Consider the following 19,349-nt stretch of genomic DNA (forward strand, 5'->3'; position numbering starts at 1 on the left):
CTCAGCAAGTGGTTGAGTAAATGGCATTTAATTATGCATATTAGCCATAGAGTAAGGCAGCTATGCTGCCTTAGTATGTTGACTTAGTGGTAGGTTATTTACTTTGCAGATGAATGCCTGCAATCATGCATCTAACCGAACCTCCCGCCGACTCTATGGTTGGTATAGGTAACGGAACAAGTTTAGCTGTTTTTTGTATTGCTGCTTTTTGCTCGGTTGTAAGTGCATTAAACGCCGTTTGTGAGAGTGCTAAAATACGACCATTTGTACCTTGTAACTCTATTGCGTTACCACAAAAGCTACTTATTTGCTCATTAGTTAAGTTTATTACTTCTAAATGGCTTTGTATAAAATGGTTAGTTAATTGTTTGTGCTGACTATTTGGCACCATATCTAGGCTGATCATGGCAAACTCTGTGGCTACACACATTAATACATTAGTATGATAAACCGCAGTACCTTGCTTATCATAGGCATTAAATACAACAGGTTTTAGCTTTAATTGCTCGCATACTGTATTAACCACGGTTTTAGTAGTGCGCTTAGATTCTACTGCATAAGCAAGCTTATGTGGGTGGTCAATAACAAGCGATCCGGTGCCTTCTAAGAATGCATTTTCTTTCGCTAAAAATGAATAATCAGTCACAGACAACACTTTATAGTGATTAGTCAAAAAATCAATAATATCTTTTCGATATTCTAATCTTCTGTTTTCTGCGTACATTGGGTACATAACTAGCTCGCCACTTTGATGGGTAGAAAACCAATTATTTGGAAACACAGAATCGGGTGTGTGTGTATGTTCGTCTTCAAAAAGATGAACCGTTACGCCCTCGTTTTGCAATAATTTAACCGCATTGGTTACTTCATCAAAGGCATGCTGACTCTGATTTTGTGAGTTGCAAGTACTTTGAAACGTGTTGTCTAACATAGTTTGTGGGTTAGATGTAAAGTGATGCGGTCGTACCATCACCACAGCGCTGGGTGCTTGCTTTATATAACTCATGCCACTTGCTCTTGCTTAGGAGTTTTTGCTGTTTGTGTACTATTAAGTACCGAAAATAAATTACGCGGATCGGCTTGTTGTGTAATTAAATCAAGCAGTTCAAACTCACCTGCAGCCACCAGCGCGTCTTTAATATAAACCAATGCGGTAAAGTCTTCGCTTGCAAAACCTACCCCATCAAAAATAGTAAGCTCGTTGTTACTTGTACGCCCAGGTACTTGTTTATTAATTACTTTATGAAACTCTGTTACGCCAAAGGTTTCGCTCATTTGCTGAATTTCGCCTTCTATTCTGGTTTGCGGCTCGTACTCTACAAACACAGTGGCACGCTCTAGTAACTGTGAATCAAGCTCTGTTTTACCAGGGCAATCGCCACCAATGGCATTTAAATGCACACCCTGTGGGATCATATCGCTGGTTAAAATAGTGGCATTTTTTTTATCGGCTGTGCAGGTTGTAATAATGTGCGCGCCTTGAACGGCTTCTTCTGCGCTATTGCATAGAGTGACATTTAAGCCGTAGCCACTTAAGTTGTTGTAGGCTTTTTGTGAGGCGTTTTTATCAATGTCGTATAAACGAATGTGAGTAATGCCTAACACAGCTTTAAAAGCCAGTGCCTGAAACTCAGACTGTGCACCATTACCAATTAATGTCAGCGTTGTTGAGTTTTCAGGCGCTAAATACTTTGCCACAAGCGCTGATGTAGCCGCTGTTCGCAGGGCCGTTAGTAGACACATTTCACTGATCATAACTGGGTAGCCGCTATCAACATCTGACAAAATACCAAATGCGGCCACTGTTTGAAGCGCTTTAAATGTGTTTTTTGGATGGCCATTTACATATTTGCAGCTAAACATTTTGCCATCGCTTACGGGCATAAGCTCTATTACACCATCTGGAGAGTGCGCTGCATAACGTGGCGATTTATCAAATTCGTGCCAGCGAGCAAAATCTTGCTCTAACCTTTTAGTAAGCTCTAGCAACACGTTTTCTATGCCCATTTTATTTATAAGTTTGGCCATTGCCTGTACGCTCACAAATGGAACACCTTGTTTAGGCTGTGCGATAAAATGACTCATAAATACCTCTTTAATGACTAAATAAATTATTTGAAATAAGTTTATAGGCCAGAGACGCCACTTAAAATGCCAAAATTTTATACAAATAATAGTATTTTTTAGCAAATTGCTATGCATTAAAGTACAAATTTAGTAATTTGTACTAAACACATAATCCAAGGCGTTTTATGACCCCTTATATTTACGACTCGTTAGATAACGCGTTAATAGCCGAATTAAGAAAAGATGGCCGCGCTTCTATTTCAGCCCTAGCCGATGTTTTAAAGGTGTCTCGCGGGACAGTCCAAAACCGTTTAGACCGGCTCGTTTCATCGGGTGCTATATTGGGCTTTACGGTGCGTGTACACGAACACATAGAAACCGAAGCTGTAAGAGCCATTATGATGGTTGAAGTGGTGGGTAAATCGACCTCGCAGGTAATTAAAACCTTGCGTGGTATACCCGAACTTACTAAGTTACATACTACCAATGGCGCTTGGGACTTAGTGGCTGAAATACAAGCAGCAAATTTAGGTGAGTTTGATGGCGTACTCAGGCAAGTACGCGAAATAGAAGGCATTTTAAATAGCGAAACCAGTATATTATTGTCATCCACTTAGGTTTATTAACGCGATGTTTTACTAAACGTATTTTAGGCAATACTCGGTTTATGTATTAGCTAATGGAGTATAGATTGAATAAGCTTTCGATTCGGTATTATTCGCAAGATATAAAGTGCCACCAGCACAATTACCATCAACTCGTGTTACCTCTACACGGGGAAATTTTTATATCGTTAAATAATGACTTTAAAACAACCGTGAGTACGGGCAGTTGTATCGTTATAGAGAAAAACGTAGTGCATGCCTTTACTGCCGATGAAGCCGCGCGTTTTATTGTGGCAGATTTAGATGCCCTGCCTGATAACCTTATAAACCTTTTATGCCCTAAAATCTCTATAGATAGCCGTTTATTAAGTTACTTACAATTTATAGAGCAGCAACTGCTTGTTGTTAATGATGAAAAGCTGACTAGCTCAACCTTTGATTTATTTTATTTACTACTTTGTGAGCAAAGCAGCCACAGTAATATTGATAAGCGTATAGATAATGTCATAACCACGGTAAAGCAAAATTTAGCGTATCCCTACACGTTAAAAGAGCTGGCCAATATTGCCTGTTTAAGCGTTACGCAATTTAAAACTGTGTTTAAAAGAAACACCAACATGAGTGCGCTGCAATATATCACTATGTTACGAATGCAGCATGCGCGCGCCTTATTAACCCATTCAGACCTACCAATCGCTTTAGTAGGTGATCGCATTGGTTATAACGATGCCTCAGCGTTTAGCCGTCGGTTTAATTTATACTTTGGGCAGCCACCTAAGGCGTTTAAAAAGCAGTAAATTGCGCCTAAGCAAACAACAACACCGTCTTTTTAGCATATTTAACCTTCAGCCTATTGGTACACTCAGTAAATAGTATTTACGGAGGGTAATTAATGGCAACACACATAGGGTTTTTAGCAATATTTTCGTGGGGGCTTTTAGCATTACTCGGTAATTTAACTAAAGCACTGCCTGCTTTTGAGTTACTTTTTATATGCTTTTCAATCTCTTTTATTATTTTATTAGTTAAACGCGTCGCTACAAAACAACCATTATTAACCCCGCCTAAGCTTTCTAAAAAGCAAATTATAATAGGTGTTACTGGTTTGTTTGGTTTTCACTTTTGTTATTTTATGGCTTTAAAATACGGTCCTTTAATCGAGGTAAGCCTAATTGTGTACCTTTGGCCATTATTGCTAGGTGTATTTGTGGCTACTCCAGGGGCTAAATTTAAATCAATATTGGGCGGATTACTGGGTTTTTTAGGCACGCTTAGTTTAATTACCGATGGCAGTGGGTTATCTATCAATAGTGAGTATTACTTAGGGTATTTTTTTGCAGGATGCTGCGCAGTATTATGGTCGAGTTATTCTTATTTAATGTCGCAATTTAATAGCCATGTAGATGACATAGGCTGGCTTTCACTTATTGTGGCTGTGCTTGCCCTTTTTGCACATTTTTATTTTGAAACAACCGTAATAAATTTATCTATTTCACAATGGCTAGGCGCTATTTTATTGGGGTTAGGCCCTGTAGGCGGTGCATTTTATTTATGGGATTATGGTTTAAAATTTGGTAACCGAACGCTATTAGCTTCGTTCAGTTTTTTAACGCCGGTGCTCTCTACCTTTATTTTAATACTTGCCTCGCAGGCTCCCTTTAGTTGGTCAGTATTTATTGCTTTGGCGCTTATTTTATTAGGTGCAGCTATTAGCAATAAAAAACCTTCAATAAGTTTAAAAAAAGCATAGCTTTAATTTTGTTTAGGCACTTTACCAACGCTTAAACTTAAGTAGAGTTTAAGCGTTGGTACCCAATTACATGGCGTAGCTATGTGCGTAATCTACTATACGTGCATTTTGGCTTTTTAAATAAGCGCGGCCTGCTTTTACACCTAGCTTATGATCAAAGCGTAAATCATCGTTTGAGCTGCCTAATAATTTACTGTGCAGCTTTTCATCTGCAAAAATTTGTATAATTTCTACATCACTAGGCGGATTAGCAATAAACGTCAGCTCGTCTAGGTATGCTTGTTCGTGCTGAACCAAGTAATCGAGTGTTTTTGGGCAGTAACCTGATGCACATGCAAATGTTCTAAGCTTTTGAACCCATGCAGTTTGCGCTTGAAAATGCTCATCAACGGTTCTTATTACTACAATTTTTCGTGCACCACGGTTATAAGCTTCGCGTACAGGCAATGGTGCCGCTAAGCCACCATCTACATAAAAATCTTCACTCGATTGCTCTTGAGTTAAATGTGCTTCGTTTGCGGCTTTTGTATCTAACCAAGGCGTTAGTTTAACCCCCTGTTTATACAAAAAAGGGAGTGCGCTCGATGCCTTTAGTAAATCTCGCCATTGCCTACCTTCACCTGTTGGCGATAGGTAATAAGCTTTTCTGTCACGAGTGTTTGTAGCGGTTATGAGCAACTCTCGCTCACCTAAACTGTTTTTAGCTGTTTTAAAGTCAAGAGCTCTGTTTACTTCGGTGGTTTTTTCAAAGTACCAATCTAAATCAACAATGTGTTTACCCATTAAACCACGGCCTAATTGAAAAAAACGCTTGTTACGCGAAAGCCCTCTAATTAAACGTTTTGCATAACCTTTTTGGCGTGCTAAATAGCTAGTTAAATTTTGCGAGCCGGCGGAAGTGCCAATAAATAAATCAAATGGGTCGTAGTTTTGCTCTAACCACGCATCAAGTACACCGGCTGTGAATATTCCTCGTTGCCCGCCGCCTTCAGCTATCAGTGCAACTTTTGGCTGCGCTGTATGAGTAACTGAATTAGTCGTTGCGGTTGTTAGAGCGTTCACGGTGTACCTTCCTTTAATTTAATGATGTTTGGTTAATAACTACATTATAAAAAACTAAAGCAATGTCTTAAAATTGATTGTTTAAATCAGTTTGATTGATAAAACAGAACGATACATAATTTTAAACGGGCCTTGTCCTTGGCACTCATAGTATATTTAATTGTCGATATCGTTTGTTCAGACATCACTTAAAGCTAATAAGTTTGTATTCACTTTTAATGATGTCTATATACTAGCAAGGCCTGTGTGTACGCTTGCTTAACTAAACACCTCCTTTTTAAATTAGTGCTTTATTTCCATTAAAATTTCTAGGGCTCGGTGGCGTTTTTCGCTGTCGTATACGTCGTTTGTAAATATAAACTCATCCACTTCTAGCTCTTTGGCTATCATTTGTAATTTATGCTTTATACTCACATGCCCGCCAATAACGCTTAAGCTTAAAAAGTTTTCCACATGAGCGCGCTCTTGCTCACTCCATAAACCTTCCATACTCTCTACCGGTGGTTTTAACCACAGCTCTTTACCACGTATTAGTTCAAGTACCCGTTGCTTTGAGGTGGTAGATAGGTATTGCGCTTCTTCGTCAGTTTCTGCTGCCACCAGCGGTATAGCAAGCATTACATAGGGTTTATGGAGTACATTTGAGGCTTTAAATTCTCGTTTATATAGTGCGATTGCATCGTGTACAAAGCGCGGTGCAAAGTGCCCTGCAAATACATAAGGTAGCCCTTTTTTAGCGGCCAGTTGCGCGCTAAATAAACTCGAGCCTAATAACCAAAGCGGTACGTTTGTGTCCTCCCCCGGTATAGCACGTATAGGGTGAGTACCGTTATATGGGCCTAGTAATGTTTGCAGCTCTGTTACCTCCTCTGGGAAGTTTTCAGCGCGGCTCATATCATTATTCAGTGCACGGCTGGTTACCGGGTCACTACCTGGAGCGCGTCCAAGGCCTAAATCTATTCGTCCAGGGTATAAACTCTCTAATGTGCCAAATTGCTCAGCCACAACTAATGGCGAATGATTCGGCAGCATTATTCCGCCGGAGCCAACACGTATACGCTGAGTTTTACCTGCAATATGGCCTACTAATATTGAAGTAGCAGCACAAATTATACCGGGCATATTGTGATGCTCAGCCAGCCAAAAGCGATTAAACCCTAATTGGTCAGCGCGCTGAGCGTATTTAGTGGTTTTATTGAGCGTATGAGAAACACTGTCCCCTTTGATCATGGGGGCAAGCTCTAATAACGAAAAGGGAATGGAAGATAACAAAATAGCAGCTCCTTAAAATGCACGCTAACAATGGGCTTCATCATCAGCATAAAACACTTAAATGGGTCTGCTATTTATTCAATTCAAGTTAGCTAACAGATAAAAGAAAAAATAGCGTTTAACTGTTTTACTTTAAGGTATTCACGCAAGTTCAGGGCTTTGCTGGCGCTCTTTTTTATAACTCTCTGAGTTCAGGCCTTTTTTCCAATAACCAGAAGAAACTATATTACAGCGCGGTATATCACACTCCTGCGTAAGAAAAGTTTTGGTTTTACGTACCAATCCTGCCTCTAATGCCATAAATACGATAGGAGGCTCACTTGTGCTGGTTAAATTGTTAAGCGCGCTGAGCATATCGGCCTCGGGGGTATTTGTAATTAACCAAGTAACATCGCGCTGCGTGTGTAGATTAATTATGTCTTGCGCTGTAGGGGCATGCACAAAGGCGTCAATTTTTGCGCTGGCTGGTAACTGCTGCATGTAGCCCTTTATTGCATTAACTGAGGTTAAATCGCCTAACAATACATAATGCGGATGCTGGTAATTATCAAGCTTTTTAGGGCCAGGGCCCGCTATGCCTACGTTGTCACCAACTTTTGCAGTTACAGCCCATTGCGTAGCTGGGCCTTGGTGCATATTTATTACAAAGTCGAGCGTTATTGCACCGCTTGCCTCTTCAATGTCTCTTATTGTGTAAGAGCGCATACACGCGGTTTTTAAATTAAAATCAACTTTGCCATTTTGGGGGATAAGCACTTTTACATAACAACCAATATGCGCTTGTGTTAAATCCGAAAACTCATCAGAGCCTACAACAATGCGCTGTAAATGCGGTGTTATTTGTTCAGTACTTAGTACCGTAGCTTTGCGAACTTGTTTACCCATTTAAAATCACCTCGTTTAACAAAATAGTTAACTGCTTTTTAAAGCAAGCATTGCACAACGCCCAACTGGTTGATAAAATCAACTATAACAAACTAATTGATATTGTCAACCATTAGAGAGCTTATGAACACGCTTTTATCAAATACCCTATTTGAGCTGATGCAAAATTACCGCGTAACAATACGCGAGGCCATTAACGCAGGCGACCTTGGTATTAATGCTATGCACGTGCGTTGTATACACATTATTGCCAGTACATCTAACTGTACCGCTAACGACATTGTGACTAAAACACAGCGCGACAAAGCACAAATTGCCCGATTAATTAAAGATCTTATTGCCTTAAACCTTATTAATAAGCAAGCCAGTGAGCACGACAAACGATGCTTTATTTTGTCGCTCACTGAACAAGGCAACACACTGTTTGATAAGTTATTAGCCTCTGAGCAGCAAATAAATGAGCAAATGTGTAAAAACTTAAACCCGCAGCAAATCAAAGACTTTTTAGATACCGCGCAACAAATGATCAAAAACATGGCGTGATCTGTCTTTCATTTCTTGGCATAACTTACATAAAACGCATATACTGTACACTTATACAGTATATGCGTTTTAGGTTGTGTTATGTTTGTTATTCCCGTTTATATAGAAGCCGGTGTGTGTGGGTTTGAATCGCCCGCGGCGCAATACGCCGAGCTTGGTGTTTCGCTTGATGAGCTATTAATAAAGCACCCCGACGCCACCTTTATTGGTATTGCATCGGGTAACTCCATGCAAGAAGTGGGGATTTTTGAGGGCGACTTGCTTGTAGTAGACCGTGCTGAGCAAGCCGATAACGGCGATGTTATTGTTGCCAACTTAAATGGTTTATTTGTGTGTAAGTTACTTGATAAAACCAATGCGCGGTTACTTTCAGCATCGCCTTTACATAAGCCGGTACAACTAACCCCAGCTGATGAGTTTCAGTTAGAGGGCGTGGTTACACTATCAATTAGAATGCACCGCCCAAGCCCTGAGTTATTAAAATGTACGCCTTAGTCGATGCCGTTGCTTTTTATGCCAGTGCCGAAAAAGTGTTCGACCCTGCTATTCGCTCTAAACCTGTGGTGGTTTTAACTAATAACGATGGCTGCGTATGTGCGGTATGCCCTATTGCTCGGCACTTAAACATTCCTAAATTTGGCCCTTATTTTAAAGTTAAGCACCTGCTTGAGCAACACAAGGTGGTTGTACGTTCGAGTAACTATGAGCTGTACGCCGATTTAAGCGCCAAAATGATGAACATAATTGGCCGCTTTTGCGACACACAGTATATATACAGTATTGATGAGTCGTTTTTACACTTTAATGGCTACACACCCCTTATACAAAACTGGCATGAGTACGGGCATACAATAAGGCGTACCGTTTGGCGCGAAACTAAACTCCCTGTGGGTGTTGGTTTTGGCCCAACACCTACGCTTGCTAAAGCCGCTAACCATGCAGCTAAAAAGCTAAGCGGGTTTGATGGGGTGGCCGTTATAAATAACGAGCAAAGCCGCCAAGCAGTTTTACAAAGAATGAGCTGCGCCGATGTATGGGGCATAGGAAAGCGCCTAGCTAAAAAGCTTAACACAATGAACATACATACAGCATGGGATCTGGCACAGCAAAACCCTAAAACTATGCGCCGCGCGTTTAGTGTGGTGGTAGAGCGTACCGTAAGTGAGCTAAATGGTATAGCGTGTTTAACATGGGACGATGTACGCCAAGATAAGCGAGAAATATATTCTACTCGCAGCTTTGGTGAGCGGATCAGTGAGCCAACAGCTCTTAAAACTGCCCTTATTAACCACGTAACTACGGTTGCCAGTAAACTACGAGGGCAGCGCTCACTAGCAAAACAACTGTATATATTTGCCGCCACGGGCAAACATGAAGACCGCTATTGTAAAAAGTCGTTTATATATAAATTTGCCACCCCCACTAACGATACCTGCGTAATGGCCAATGCTGTATCAGAAGTATTTACTCATATTTACCAGCCAGGTGTACGGTTTTATAAATGTGGTGTAGGTGCTTTAGAGCTTACCTCGGTGCAGTACCAGCAAAACGATTTATTTAGCCAAAGTGCCGATAACCCTAAATTAATGCAGTGTCTTGATACAATAAACAACCGCTACGGAAAAGGCATACTCACTCTAGCCAGCAGCAAATTAAACCAAGGCTGGCATATGAACAGAGATTACTTATCGCCCCAATACACAACGCGCTGGCACGATATACCGCAAATTCAGTGCAAGTAAATTAATCAACTTGTCTTGTAAATGTACACTCTACTGCCGGGGTACTCTGCGTATATTTGAGCGTTGTAACACTGGTAAACTTAATGCTTTGTCTGATGGTTTTTTCGTTATTAGGGTCAATACAGCGGCTCATTTTTAAGCTGTTATCAACACCATCACTTTTGTACTTATAAGAGCTAGTTACAAAGCAAAAATTTGGCTTTTTAGTTGTACGGGTGCCGTTGTGTAGGCTTTCAAACGCAATATGCTCGCCTAATTTAAAACCCGCATCTGGGTAAACGGGGTTAATTAAACTCAACTGACTATCCACACATAAGGGGGAGTTAGCAGTTACCACCTGGTAATCGCCAAGCATTGTTTTTAATAACGGTATAAAACGGCTTTTATTACTCGGCGTAACAGTTTTAGCAAAAAGTACATTACTTAGAAATAAACAGCTCATACATAATAAAATTTTACGATAACTCATTAAAATTCCAACTCATTACTAATAAAAATAGCATAACACACTCAACTCTATACTTACTTAAAATACATTTGGTTCATAAAAGAAAAAGCCCCTTGAATACACCAAGGGGCTTTTATCACTATAAAAATATATTTATTAGTAAGTGTTACTTAAAGCTCTGCGCTCTTGTGTACACAACAGAAAATGCTAAAAGCAGCAACATGAAGGCTAATGAACCACCGCCACTACCCTTTTCACTACTTGTGCTAGCATTAGTGACGGTCACTGCTAAACTTTGCTCAGTCTCACCTTCACCATCAGATACAATAAGCTTGAAGCCCAGCTCTGTAGTTTGCGACACACTCGGCGCTGTAAACTTAAGTGTGCTGGAATCAACATCGTTAAGCGCCACTTCTACGCCCATTGTTTGAACCCACTTAAAAGAAAGCTCTGAGGATTCTTTATCAGTTGCAGACGCTGTCACTGAAACTTCCTGACCTTCTTTAACCGACACCGCAGATGTACTTAATTCTACACTTGGAAGCTGATTAACATGTAAAAAGCTAACGGTGTATACTTGCGTAAATTGCTCATAGCCATCTGATATCACTAACGTAATATCCGCATCAACTGTTTGCTCAAGCTCACCCACGGTAAGTACAGCTTTACCTTGAGTATCCTCAGCTGTAATGGATAACTGAGGGTGCTCAACACGCCATTCGTAAGATAACGTATCGCCATCAGGGTCAGTAGAGCCAGAAGCATCAAGCTCAATAGTAGCAAGTTCTTCTATTGTGGCTGGTATATCTACATTTAATACAGGCGCCTGATTTAGACTCTCTTGAGCTAGTTTTGCCACAACTTCAATAGCGCCGTTAACCTCTCCATCAAGGTCGAATGCGCTACCATCTTCGATTGCAAAGCTAAAGCAACGTGAACACACCTGCTCATATACATTACCTGATAATACAGTGGCTGACTGCCAACCAGCCGCGGTTAGTACTCTTACTTGCATGTCTGAGCTTAAAATTGCATTTACGTACTCAGGTAGTGCAATTTCTGCGGTACTTGATGAATTAGATAACGTAACACGAAGGTTAATTACATCACTTTTAGCTTGGAAGTGAGGTTCTATTATATCTAAATCTGAGAAATAAGTGCTGAGCGCTTGTTCAGAAATAGACATATCAGCAATATAACCCGCTGCTAGAGCCTCTTTGATGCTACCTACAGCTAAGTGATTAAACTCATCAATACTGTAAGCACTATCACCTGAAGCTAAGATAGCTGTATTAGTAGTAGAAGTGCTATCTAGGTAATCAGCAATACCATCTTTATCGCTATCACCTACTCCTTCCTCAATATCAGGTATACCGTCGCCATCAGTATCTAGTTCAGGGTCATCAAATATAACGCTATCAACAAGACGTAAACTAGTTTGCTTAGTTGCTAGTAGTTCATCATCTTGTTTTACACGTAAAGTTAAATCTATATTATTGGTTTGCTCAGAAAGATTTGCACTAAATGAAACATCCCACTGTGAATCACCTGTTTTATAAATGTAAGAATCAACACCTGCGGGGCCAATAAGCTCAAGGGATACATCACTACCTGTACTAGGTAAATTTACTAACTTAATGGTGGCATTAAAGTCAGGTATAGAACGCTGAATAGTTTTATTAACTGCTTTACCATTTTGATAAAAATCAGTAATAAACTGCGCCTGTGCCGCTTCACTTAAGTACACTAGCTGGCTGTTATCATTTTTGTCTATAAACGCATTACCATTAGATAGGACACTAATACTTGCTGCGCTGCCTACAAATTCTCGCTCTAACTCAAGCTTAATAGGTCCATACTGATTAGTAGTAAAATACTGGGTGCTATTATTAGCTTGTAAATGAAAGCTAGAGTAACCATATGGGTTAGCGCCGCTAATAAAAACATCTACAAGCACATTACCATTTTGATACACATACGTAGTAGGCTGAATACTAATTTCAGGGAAAATCATAGCCCTTACGTCGCCTGATACATGATTTCCAGCTTCATCAACAGCAGATACAGGAATAGATACATCGCCCGTTCTAAATACAAAGCTATCATCAATTTCCAGAAGCGTTATAGCTGAAACACTATCGTAAATAACACGATTATCTAAAAGTGCATTTTTTATAGCCGTGATCGTGCTGCCATAAACACTAAAAGTATACGGTTGGATAATCGGGGCAGTTGTATCAACAAGTGTGACTGTTTGAATAGCCGATGTTTCGTTACCAACATTATCTCGTGCAATCCATGTAATCTGGTGCTCGCCTAGGGGCAAGTAAGACCCTGAGCTTGCGTATACTTGAGGCTCTAAATGACCGTTATCTCTAGCCTCTGGAGTATATAGACGGGTAATATTAGTATTTTGAGAGGTCGCCTCTAGCGTAATAGGCTCAAGACTCGATATAAACTCAGGCGGACTATTTTCACCGCGGCTTGCATCATCTGGGTGGCTATCTTCACTGTCTTGAACACCATCACCATCTGAATCTGAGCTAAGCGGATTACCCGAAAGTTGATACTCTTGTAAATTAGTCAAACCATCATAGTCGTCGTCATAATTAGCGTCGTAGGGTTCTAAAGCATTTAGCCCATATTCAAATTCCCAAAAATCAGGAATACCGTCCAAATCATAGTCGCTGGTAATGTCAATTTCAGCACTCCAAGTTATATTATCAACGGATAACGGTTGCTGCTGAAGGTATGCGTCCTCATATTTAACTTTAATAATGTTATAACCATCATCTACCGGTAACAATAAACGAGACTGGCTACCACGATTTACATCTATAGGACTACCATTTAAGCTTATTTGCAACGCTGAAGAGTTATAAACCAAATAGTCTAAATTAATAAAACCGGCTTCAAATAACCCCGCAATGGCAAAACCACCCACCTTGCTAGTAGGCGTTAATGCTAAGCTAAGGCTTGCATCGTCCAAAGTTGACCAACTTGTATTAGCTTGCCAACCCCAAGAGTTAACAGCAAGTTCGGTAAACTTAGCCGGAAGAAGTCCATCTTCAAAGCTTTCATTTAATTGCGTGAAAGATTGCACTAATGATGAAGCATCATTAGCTAGACTCTGAGAGTAAAACTCCTGAATATTGGTATAGCCATCTTCATCGTAATCTAAATTAGCATCTGCAGCGTCTAAAGGTAAAAGGTCGTTACTTACCTCATACCCATCACTTAGCTCATCATTATCTGTATCACCTGAGGTTGGATTAGTTCCAAGGTTAAATTCTTCTAAGGCTGAAAGACCGTCAATATCGTCATCAGATAGAGCATCACTTGCGTCGAGACGATTTAACCCATGAACTAACTCCCAGTAATCTGGCAATTGATCATTATCAGTATCTGTTAAATCAGTTTCTGAAAATAAAGCAAAATTATCAAGCCATACAGCATCTGCTCCATTTGAAACGGAGCTATCTTTAAAGTATTTAAATTCAATGTTATGCAGCCCTTCATTTAAATTAAGCAAAACAGACGTTGCCTCTAAGGTACTGGAATTATTTTGGTCACTACGCCCAAAAACTTCTTGCCCATCAACAATAATACTTAAGAAGTCACAGCAAAATTCAGACTCAATTTTGTAATCGAATGCCAGTACACTCTCTTCAAATAAACCTATTATGGTAAAGCTACTATATTGTGAGTCACTAATAACGCCTGAGCGAATGCTTTGTAGACCGTCGGTTGCAAAATCATTTGTTATAAACCAAGGTGCACTAGAGCCTTCAGCTTCAACCATCCAAGTAGGTAGCGAAGAACCTTCAAATGACGTAGTAATATTTAAAGCAACAGGGAAAGAAGTATCTGACTGTGGGTCAGTATTTGCTAAATACTCAGTTAAATTTGAAAACCCATCATTATCTGCATCTTCTGCTGAATCTGACGAACTGGTTAGATCTAAACTATTATTGTACTCCCAACCATCAGGAATAGTATCGCCATCTGTATCAGGGTTATTTGGTAAACCCGCATTTAGAAATTCTAATAGATTAGATAAGCCGTCCGCATCAGCATCTAATGATGCATCTTCACTGTTATTTATATCAAGACCATGCAGTAATTCCCAAGAATCAGACATACCGTCATTATCTGCATCAGGAAAGTTAGGCCCTATGTATAAATTATCTATATATACAGCATCTTCAGGAGTAGAAACGGATACATCTTTAGAATAGGTAAATTTAACAGTATTTAGTCCAGCAGGAACTTGGAAAGACGCGTCCTTCCACTCGCTTATTCCTGACTCATCTAAAACAATTGAACCATTTATGTGAACACTAAAGTAGTCATAACCACCTTCTGTGTCTAATGCATAGCTAAAGTTTACATAGCGTTGCTCACCACTTAAAAAGCTAAACTCAACACTGGTAGATTGGTTGTCTGTAATGTCGTTATTAGTCATCACAAAGCCAGAGCGGCCATCAAACTCAGTTGTTAACCAAGGTGTCTGCACATTCGACGAAATAAACAAACTGGGTACTTGAGCATCATCAAAATTGAAGGTTGTTTCTGGAAAAAAGGTTGGCTCAGAGCTCGCATCTGAAGGATCGCTGTTGCCAAAAAACTCAATTACATTACTCCATGTGTCTGAGTCTAAATCAAGCTGGGCATCATCTGCATTTAGCGGGTTAAGTGAAAACGAAACTTCCCAGCCATCAGGCATGCGGTCAAAGTCAGAGTCTGCATTGTTAGGTTTAGTAAGGTATACATTAACTTCATCATAATCTGATAGATTATCTGAGTCGGTATCCATTGCATTTGGGAAAGTATTGGCTAAGTATTCTTCTAGGTTTGTTAAACCATCTTGGTCTAAATCAAGTCCAGCGTCATCAGCAGTACTTGGATCTAACCCGTAAAATAACTCCCAGTTATCATCCATTAAGTCTGCATCGGCATCTATAAACTGAATATTATCGCAAGTAACACCTACTTCATTAAATGCTGCAATAACATCGTTAGCTTCATATCTTAAGTCAATGGCAGAGTTTATAGCGCCACAGGCACCATCAATAAAATCACTAGAATTAACCCAATAATTTTGATTTGCAAAAAGCATTATTTCGAACGCTTTTTTAGGGTCCCACCCCTGAGTATTCGAAAGAAGAAAAAAAGCACGATTAAACACACCACTGCTAAAGTGAACATCCATACCTGAGTAGTAATCACTTGCGTGATCAATCGAAACGCCATCTAGAGATGGCGTTTCAAAATAACGTAGTGCCGGGCTTGTTTTTGAAATATCAGCACCAGATAACCAATCAGTCTCTGAGCGCAAAAAATACTCTGCTGTTTCACCTGCCATATCAGAGAAAGATTCGTTTATCCCCCCCGATTGTTCTGCATAAATTAAATTAGAGTTTTGACTAGTAAAACCATGGCTTACCTCATGAGAGACGATATCAAGTGAAACTAACGGGTAAAACCTATCAGCGCCATCGCCAAAGGTCATAGCCTGACCATTCCAAGTTGCATTTTCCCAGTTGTTACCACTGTGAACACGCATTAACAATTGAAAAGTAAGCGGTGCTGTGTTGTACCATTGTTGATACATATCAAATACTGCAGTACCGAAGGCGTGAGCATCATTTAATGGGGAATAAGCGCCATTAACTTCTTTGTAAGTATTCCTATCACAGGCAAACGAGTATGCTTCACTTGGCTCAAAGCCAGACTCCATGGTGACAGTTTTAACTTTATCATTTTCTAAGAAACACAGCTCACCACGTTGCGTAATATCCAGTGCTTCAACATCAGTGCCGTATTCATATTGCCCTGTTTTTTCATTTCCTCCAGGGCCTGTACCGTGGGCATTTTTAATATTATCCCACTGTTTAAATACACTGTAACCAGATTCGCTTACTAAAGCTATAGGCTTTTTTTCAATGCCATTTTCAAACACGTTTAATTCAATTAAGCGAACAAAATGTGCGACTCCGTTATCAATATAAATATACCGTTGGTTGTTCGTTATTTGATAAGCCGTCGATTCATCAAGCTTGGCTTTTATTAAAATAGATTTAACCGCAGTAGTTTCATCAAATTGACTATTAGCCGTTTTATTTAAAGATACAGCATCAATGTTTTTCGCAAAAAAACCACTTATGTGGTGATTGCTAGGCTGCACTCGTATTTGCTGCCCCCAAATTGGCACGCCTGCAAAAAACTGCTGCATCTTTTTAGCTGATGACCGAGTTTGTTTTAAATTGAAGGCTTGAGGAGTATCTAACTCAATAAAATAAGCGTGGTTAGAAGAGCTATTAGTTAAACCTACGCTTTGATTTAAAAGTAAGTTAACTTCTGATAAAGATGATTTGTTTACTCGTTGCGAAACCGCCGCGTGTGCACTTAGCGAATTTAAAAAGCAAAACGCTATCAATCCTGATGAGAGTGTTTTATACATAACATTCCTATGTCGTATATTGTTATTATTCAGTGTTTGTTCATTTTAAAACACACTAATGTAACATAACAATTAACATAGAGTCATTTAAAAAATGTATAAATAGGTACGATTGTGAACAACTGTGAAAGGAAAATTCAAGATGATGACACTAAATGTAACCATCTTGAATGTTAGTAGCGTTGAGTATTACTGCCAGTATTTTGCAAATAATTGCGGATAGCTTTGTTTTAAAAACTTGGGTTTGTCTTTAAAGCGCTTACCTGTAGGTTGCTCCCCTGAGGGTACAAAAGGTAATTCGTCATCGTTACGCTCTTCATAGAGTAAACCCGCAATTAAATCATACTCATCAATATAAGGGTAAGGTTGCTCATTTAAATAATACACTGGGGTGCACTGTGCAAGTGAGTCGGCGTTATCTAAAGCATTGTTAAATACTGTTTTTCCGCGGGAGATGAGCCAACACCTAAATTCGCTAAAGCCGTATTCATCGTTACAACCGGCCATAACAAATGCAGCGCCAAATAAATCCCAGGTAAAACATTTGCGCATGTGAATACCAAAAAACTTATCAAAAGCAATAAGCTGCTCATCAGTTAGCTCGCTCAATTTAGCTTTTAAGTTTTCGCTTACACTTTGTGGGTCGAGCCCAAGGTCGGGAGTAGTTACTAAGTCCCAAAATTCCTGCTCAGTTAACGCTGTCATTCTAAAATCTCTTTCACTCGACCAACTTGACCATCTTCTAGGCGTACTTTAATACCATGCGGGTGATTAGGTGATCTAGTCAATAAACGCTCGACTACACCTTGTGTTAATGTGCCGCTGCGTTGATCTTCTTTTAATACAATATTTACGGTTGTACCTGGTGTGATTTGCGAACGCGATGGAACAGCCATGCCTTACATCCTAAAAATAATTTTGGTAATTATACCGTCCATAGCTTGGCAAACCAATGTTAATCAACTAAAAACGTTATTTGGTTAGCCGCTACTGGTAAGCTAATTTTGCTAAGTTCAGCGTTAATAATATTGACTAGCTGAGAAAAATGCGCCTCGGCATCGTGATAGGCTATATCATCTTCAAAATAGCAGCTTATTTTTAGTGACTTAGCTTCATTATTTAAATCAATGGTGTGAGTTAAATAGGCAAAACCATAATGAGTCGCTTTTATTTGCTCACAGGCGTGAGTGAGAGCTTGACGTATTTGTTTGTCGCGCAATTTTTGTGTTTTAGTCATAGATTATTGTGTTTGTTCGTTTTGCTGTTTTTTATATTCTTCGAAATTTTTATCTTGTTGTTCAAGGCACTCATAATACTCTTTATCAGCTTTATAATTACATTCATCAAGACGTGCCGATTGTATTTCGTGAAAGCGGGCATCAGAGCTACACCCTGCAAGTACCGATAATCCCACAAGTAGCAATGCACTTTTAGTTATTTGACTGATTATCATTAAATTTCCTTACATTTTTAGTGATAAAAATGGGTTAAATCACAACAATATTATTGTATATTAGCGCCATAAAACCTTACTTTGCATAGGATTCATAATTATGATGTCGCAGTTACAAAAGTTGTTTCAGCGTATAGACAAAAGCAAGATATTTCAATCATTTGTTATTGCTGTTATTGTTGTTTCTGCTCTTACGGTAGGTGCTCACACTTACTCACTTCACCCGACTGTAGAATTTGCCCTTAATTGGATGGATGTTGGGATCACTGCCTTCTTTTTAATTGAGTTAATTATTCGCTTTATTGCAAGTAAAGGTATAAAAGACTTCTTTTCAAAGGGCTGGAATATATTCGATACCATTATTGTACTTGGTAGCCTCTACCCTGCTGCAGGATCAACCATGTTACTTGCCCGATTACTACGTATATTTAGGGTACTGCGTTTAGTATCTATGATCCCTGAGCTGCGTTTATTAGTTAATTCCTTGCTAAAAGCCATTCCGCAAATGGGCTATATAGCGCTGCTAATGTTTGTTATTTTTTATATTTACGCAGCCATGGGCAGTATGATGTTTGCTGATATTAACCCAGTGCTTTGGCAAGATGTATCCATTTCAATGCTTACGCTATTTAGAATAGCCACCTTTGAAGATTGGACCGACATTATGTACGAAACTATGGCGGTGTACGAGCTGAGCTGGATTTACTACCTCACGTTTATCTTTTTAACTGCGTTTGTATTTTTAAACATGATGGTAGGTGCTATTTTAGAAGTAATGAGCGAAGAACATCGCAGTGCCCGTGAGCTAAAAGCAGATAATAACTCACTGCCTGCAACGCAGGGACAAGTGCTAGAGCTACAAGCGCAAATAGCTGAGCTAAAAACCTTATTAAGTATAACATCAGAAAATAAAAATACACCTAGCTAAAAGCTCAAAAAGCCCTTTGTACTGAGTTAATACAAAGGGCTGTATGGAATACCAATTTGAAATAAAACTTGCTCATTTTGCGGGGTTAAACGTGTCGCAACCTGAGTTAAAACTCACTCAATTAGAACAAC

Annotated in this window: 18 protein-coding genes; 7 read left to right on the top strand and 11 right to left on the bottom strand. The window is 39.5% G+C overall.

The features are described 5' to 3' along the window. Positions 1-94 precede the first annotated feature (94 nt). Positions 95-1,006 (bottom strand): citrulline utilization hydrolase CtlX, encoded by a 912-nt coding sequence (gene ctlX / locus AN393_RS00800; RefSeq protein ID WP_055013594.1) that lies wholly within the window; start codon positions 1,004-1,006, stop codon positions 95-97. Then, entirely contained in the window at positions 1,003-2,085 is a 1,083-nt protein-coding gene (locus tag AN393_RS00805; RefSeq protein WP_055013848.1) for an ornithine cyclodeaminase, read from the bottom strand. The genes ctlX and AN393_RS00805 overlap by 4 nt, the downstream gene beginning before the upstream one ends. Before the next feature lie 167 nt (positions 2,086-2,252). On the opposite strand from AN393_RS00805, the gene AN393_RS00810 reads away from it, so the two are divergent. The 3 genes from AN393_RS00810 to AN393_RS00820 all read left to right on the top strand — a co-directional run bounded on the left by AN393_RS00810 (position 2,253) and on the right by AN393_RS00820 (position 4,422). Next, positions 2,253-2,684, top strand: a complete 432-nt coding sequence (locus AN393_RS00810) for an Lrp/AsnC family transcriptional regulator (RefSeq protein WP_054201566.1) — start codon at positions 2,253-2,255, stop codon at positions 2,682-2,684. A gap of 74 nt (positions 2,685-2,758) precedes the next feature. Continuing rightward, positions 2,759-3,469, top strand: coding sequence for an AraC family transcriptional regulator (locus AN393_RS00815; protein WP_055017067.1), 711 nt, complete (start codon positions 2,759-2,761; stop codon positions 3,467-3,469). 95 nt (positions 3,470-3,564) lie between these two features. Beyond that, positions 3,565-4,422 carry a DMT family transporter gene (locus tag AN393_RS00820; RefSeq protein ID WP_055017068.1) on the top strand — a complete coding sequence of 286 codons (858 nt, stop codon included), beginning with the start codon at positions 3,565-3,567 and terminating at the stop codon, positions 4,420-4,422. A 66-nt stretch (positions 4,423-4,488) separates the two neighbouring features. Here AN393_RS00820 and AN393_RS00825 read toward each other — a convergent pair whose 3' ends face one another. From AN393_RS00825 to AN393_RS00835, 3 genes are all read right to left on the bottom strand, one after another. Then, positions 4,489-5,484 (bottom strand): patatin family protein, encoded by a 996-nt coding sequence (locus AN393_RS00825; protein ID WP_055013597.1) that lies wholly within the window; start codon positions 5,482-5,484, stop codon positions 4,489-4,491. A 282-nt stretch (positions 5,485-5,766) separates the two neighbouring features. Next, the gene (locus AN393_RS00830; protein ID WP_082422648.1) at positions 5,767-6,756 is read right to left on the bottom strand and encodes an LLM class flavin-dependent oxidoreductase; all 990 of its coding nucleotides are present in this window, start codon (positions 6,754-6,756) and stop codon (positions 5,767-5,769) included. 141 nt (positions 6,757-6,897) lie between these two features. Beyond that, positions 6,898-7,641: a siderophore-interacting protein gene (locus AN393_RS00835; protein ID WP_055017070.1), complete on the bottom strand. Its 744-nt coding sequence runs from the start codon at positions 7,639-7,641 to the stop codon at positions 6,898-6,900. Positions 7,642-7,764: 123 nt separating this feature from the next. Between AN393_RS00835 and AN393_RS00840 the strand changes: the two genes are divergently transcribed. The 3 genes from AN393_RS00840 to AN393_RS00850 all read left to right on the top strand — a co-directional run bounded on the left by AN393_RS00840 (position 7,765) and on the right by AN393_RS00850 (position 9,926). Beyond that, positions 7,765-8,184 carry a MarR family winged helix-turn-helix transcriptional regulator gene (locus tag AN393_RS00840; protein WP_055013600.1) on the top strand — a complete coding sequence of 140 codons (420 nt, stop codon included), beginning with the start codon at positions 7,765-7,767 and terminating at the stop codon, positions 8,182-8,184. Between the two features lie 81 nt (positions 8,185-8,265). Further along, positions 8,266-8,679, top strand: a complete 414-nt coding sequence (locus AN393_RS00845; protein WP_055017071.1) for a LexA family transcriptional regulator — start codon at positions 8,266-8,268, stop codon at positions 8,677-8,679. Further along, positions 8,667-9,926, top strand: coding sequence for a Y-family DNA polymerase (locus tag AN393_RS00850; RefSeq protein WP_055017072.1), 1,260 nt, complete (start codon positions 8,667-8,669; stop codon positions 9,924-9,926). Before AN393_RS00845 ends, AN393_RS00850 begins: the two co-directional genes overlap by 13 nt. 1 nt (position 9,927) lies before the next feature. Here AN393_RS00850 and AN393_RS00855 read toward each other — a convergent pair whose 3' ends face one another. From AN393_RS00855 to AN393_RS00880, 6 genes are all read right to left on the bottom strand, one after another. Beyond that, complete coding sequence (locus AN393_RS00855) at positions 9,928-10,368, bottom strand: hypothetical protein (protein ID WP_408003042.1); 441 nt, start codon at positions 10,366-10,368, stop codon at positions 9,928-9,930. A 172-nt stretch (positions 10,369-10,540) separates the two neighbouring features. Continuing rightward, positions 10,541-16,837: a M4 family metallopeptidase gene (locus tag AN393_RS00860; protein WP_055017074.1), complete on the bottom strand. Its 6,297-nt coding sequence runs from the start codon at positions 16,835-16,837 to the stop codon at positions 10,541-10,543. Positions 16,838-17,026: 189 nt separating this feature from the next. Beyond that, positions 17,027-17,542, bottom strand: a complete 516-nt coding sequence (locus tag AN393_RS00865; protein WP_055013604.1) for a DUF4240 domain-containing protein — start codon at positions 17,540-17,542, stop codon at positions 17,027-17,029. Next, positions 17,539-17,733: a YwbE family protein gene (locus tag AN393_RS00870; RefSeq protein ID WP_055013605.1), complete on the bottom strand. Its 195-nt coding sequence runs from the start codon at positions 17,731-17,733 to the stop codon at positions 17,539-17,541. Before AN393_RS00870 ends, AN393_RS00865 begins: the two co-directional genes overlap by 4 nt. A 59-nt stretch (positions 17,734-17,792) precedes the next feature. Beyond that, positions 17,793-18,074, bottom strand: coding sequence for a hypothetical protein (locus AN393_RS00875; protein ID WP_055017075.1), 282 nt, complete (start codon positions 18,072-18,074; stop codon positions 17,793-17,795). 3 nt (positions 18,075-18,077) lie between these two features. Further along, complete coding sequence (locus AN393_RS00880) at positions 18,078-18,290, bottom strand: hypothetical protein (protein WP_055013607.1); 213 nt, start codon at positions 18,288-18,290, stop codon at positions 18,078-18,080. A 100-nt stretch (positions 18,291-18,390) separates the two neighbouring features. On the opposite strand from AN393_RS00880, the gene AN393_RS00885 reads away from it, so the two are divergent. Beyond that, positions 18,391-19,218 (top strand): ion transporter, encoded by an 828-nt coding sequence (locus tag AN393_RS00885; RefSeq protein WP_055017076.1) that lies wholly within the window; start codon positions 18,391-18,393, stop codon positions 19,216-19,218. Positions 19,219-19,349: the final 131 nt, after the last annotated feature.

The sequence above is a fragment of the Pseudoalteromonas sp. P1-25 genome (assembly GCF_001401805.1).
Classification (GTDB): Bacteria; Pseudomonadota; Gammaproteobacteria; order Enterobacterales; family Alteromonadaceae; genus Pseudoalteromonas.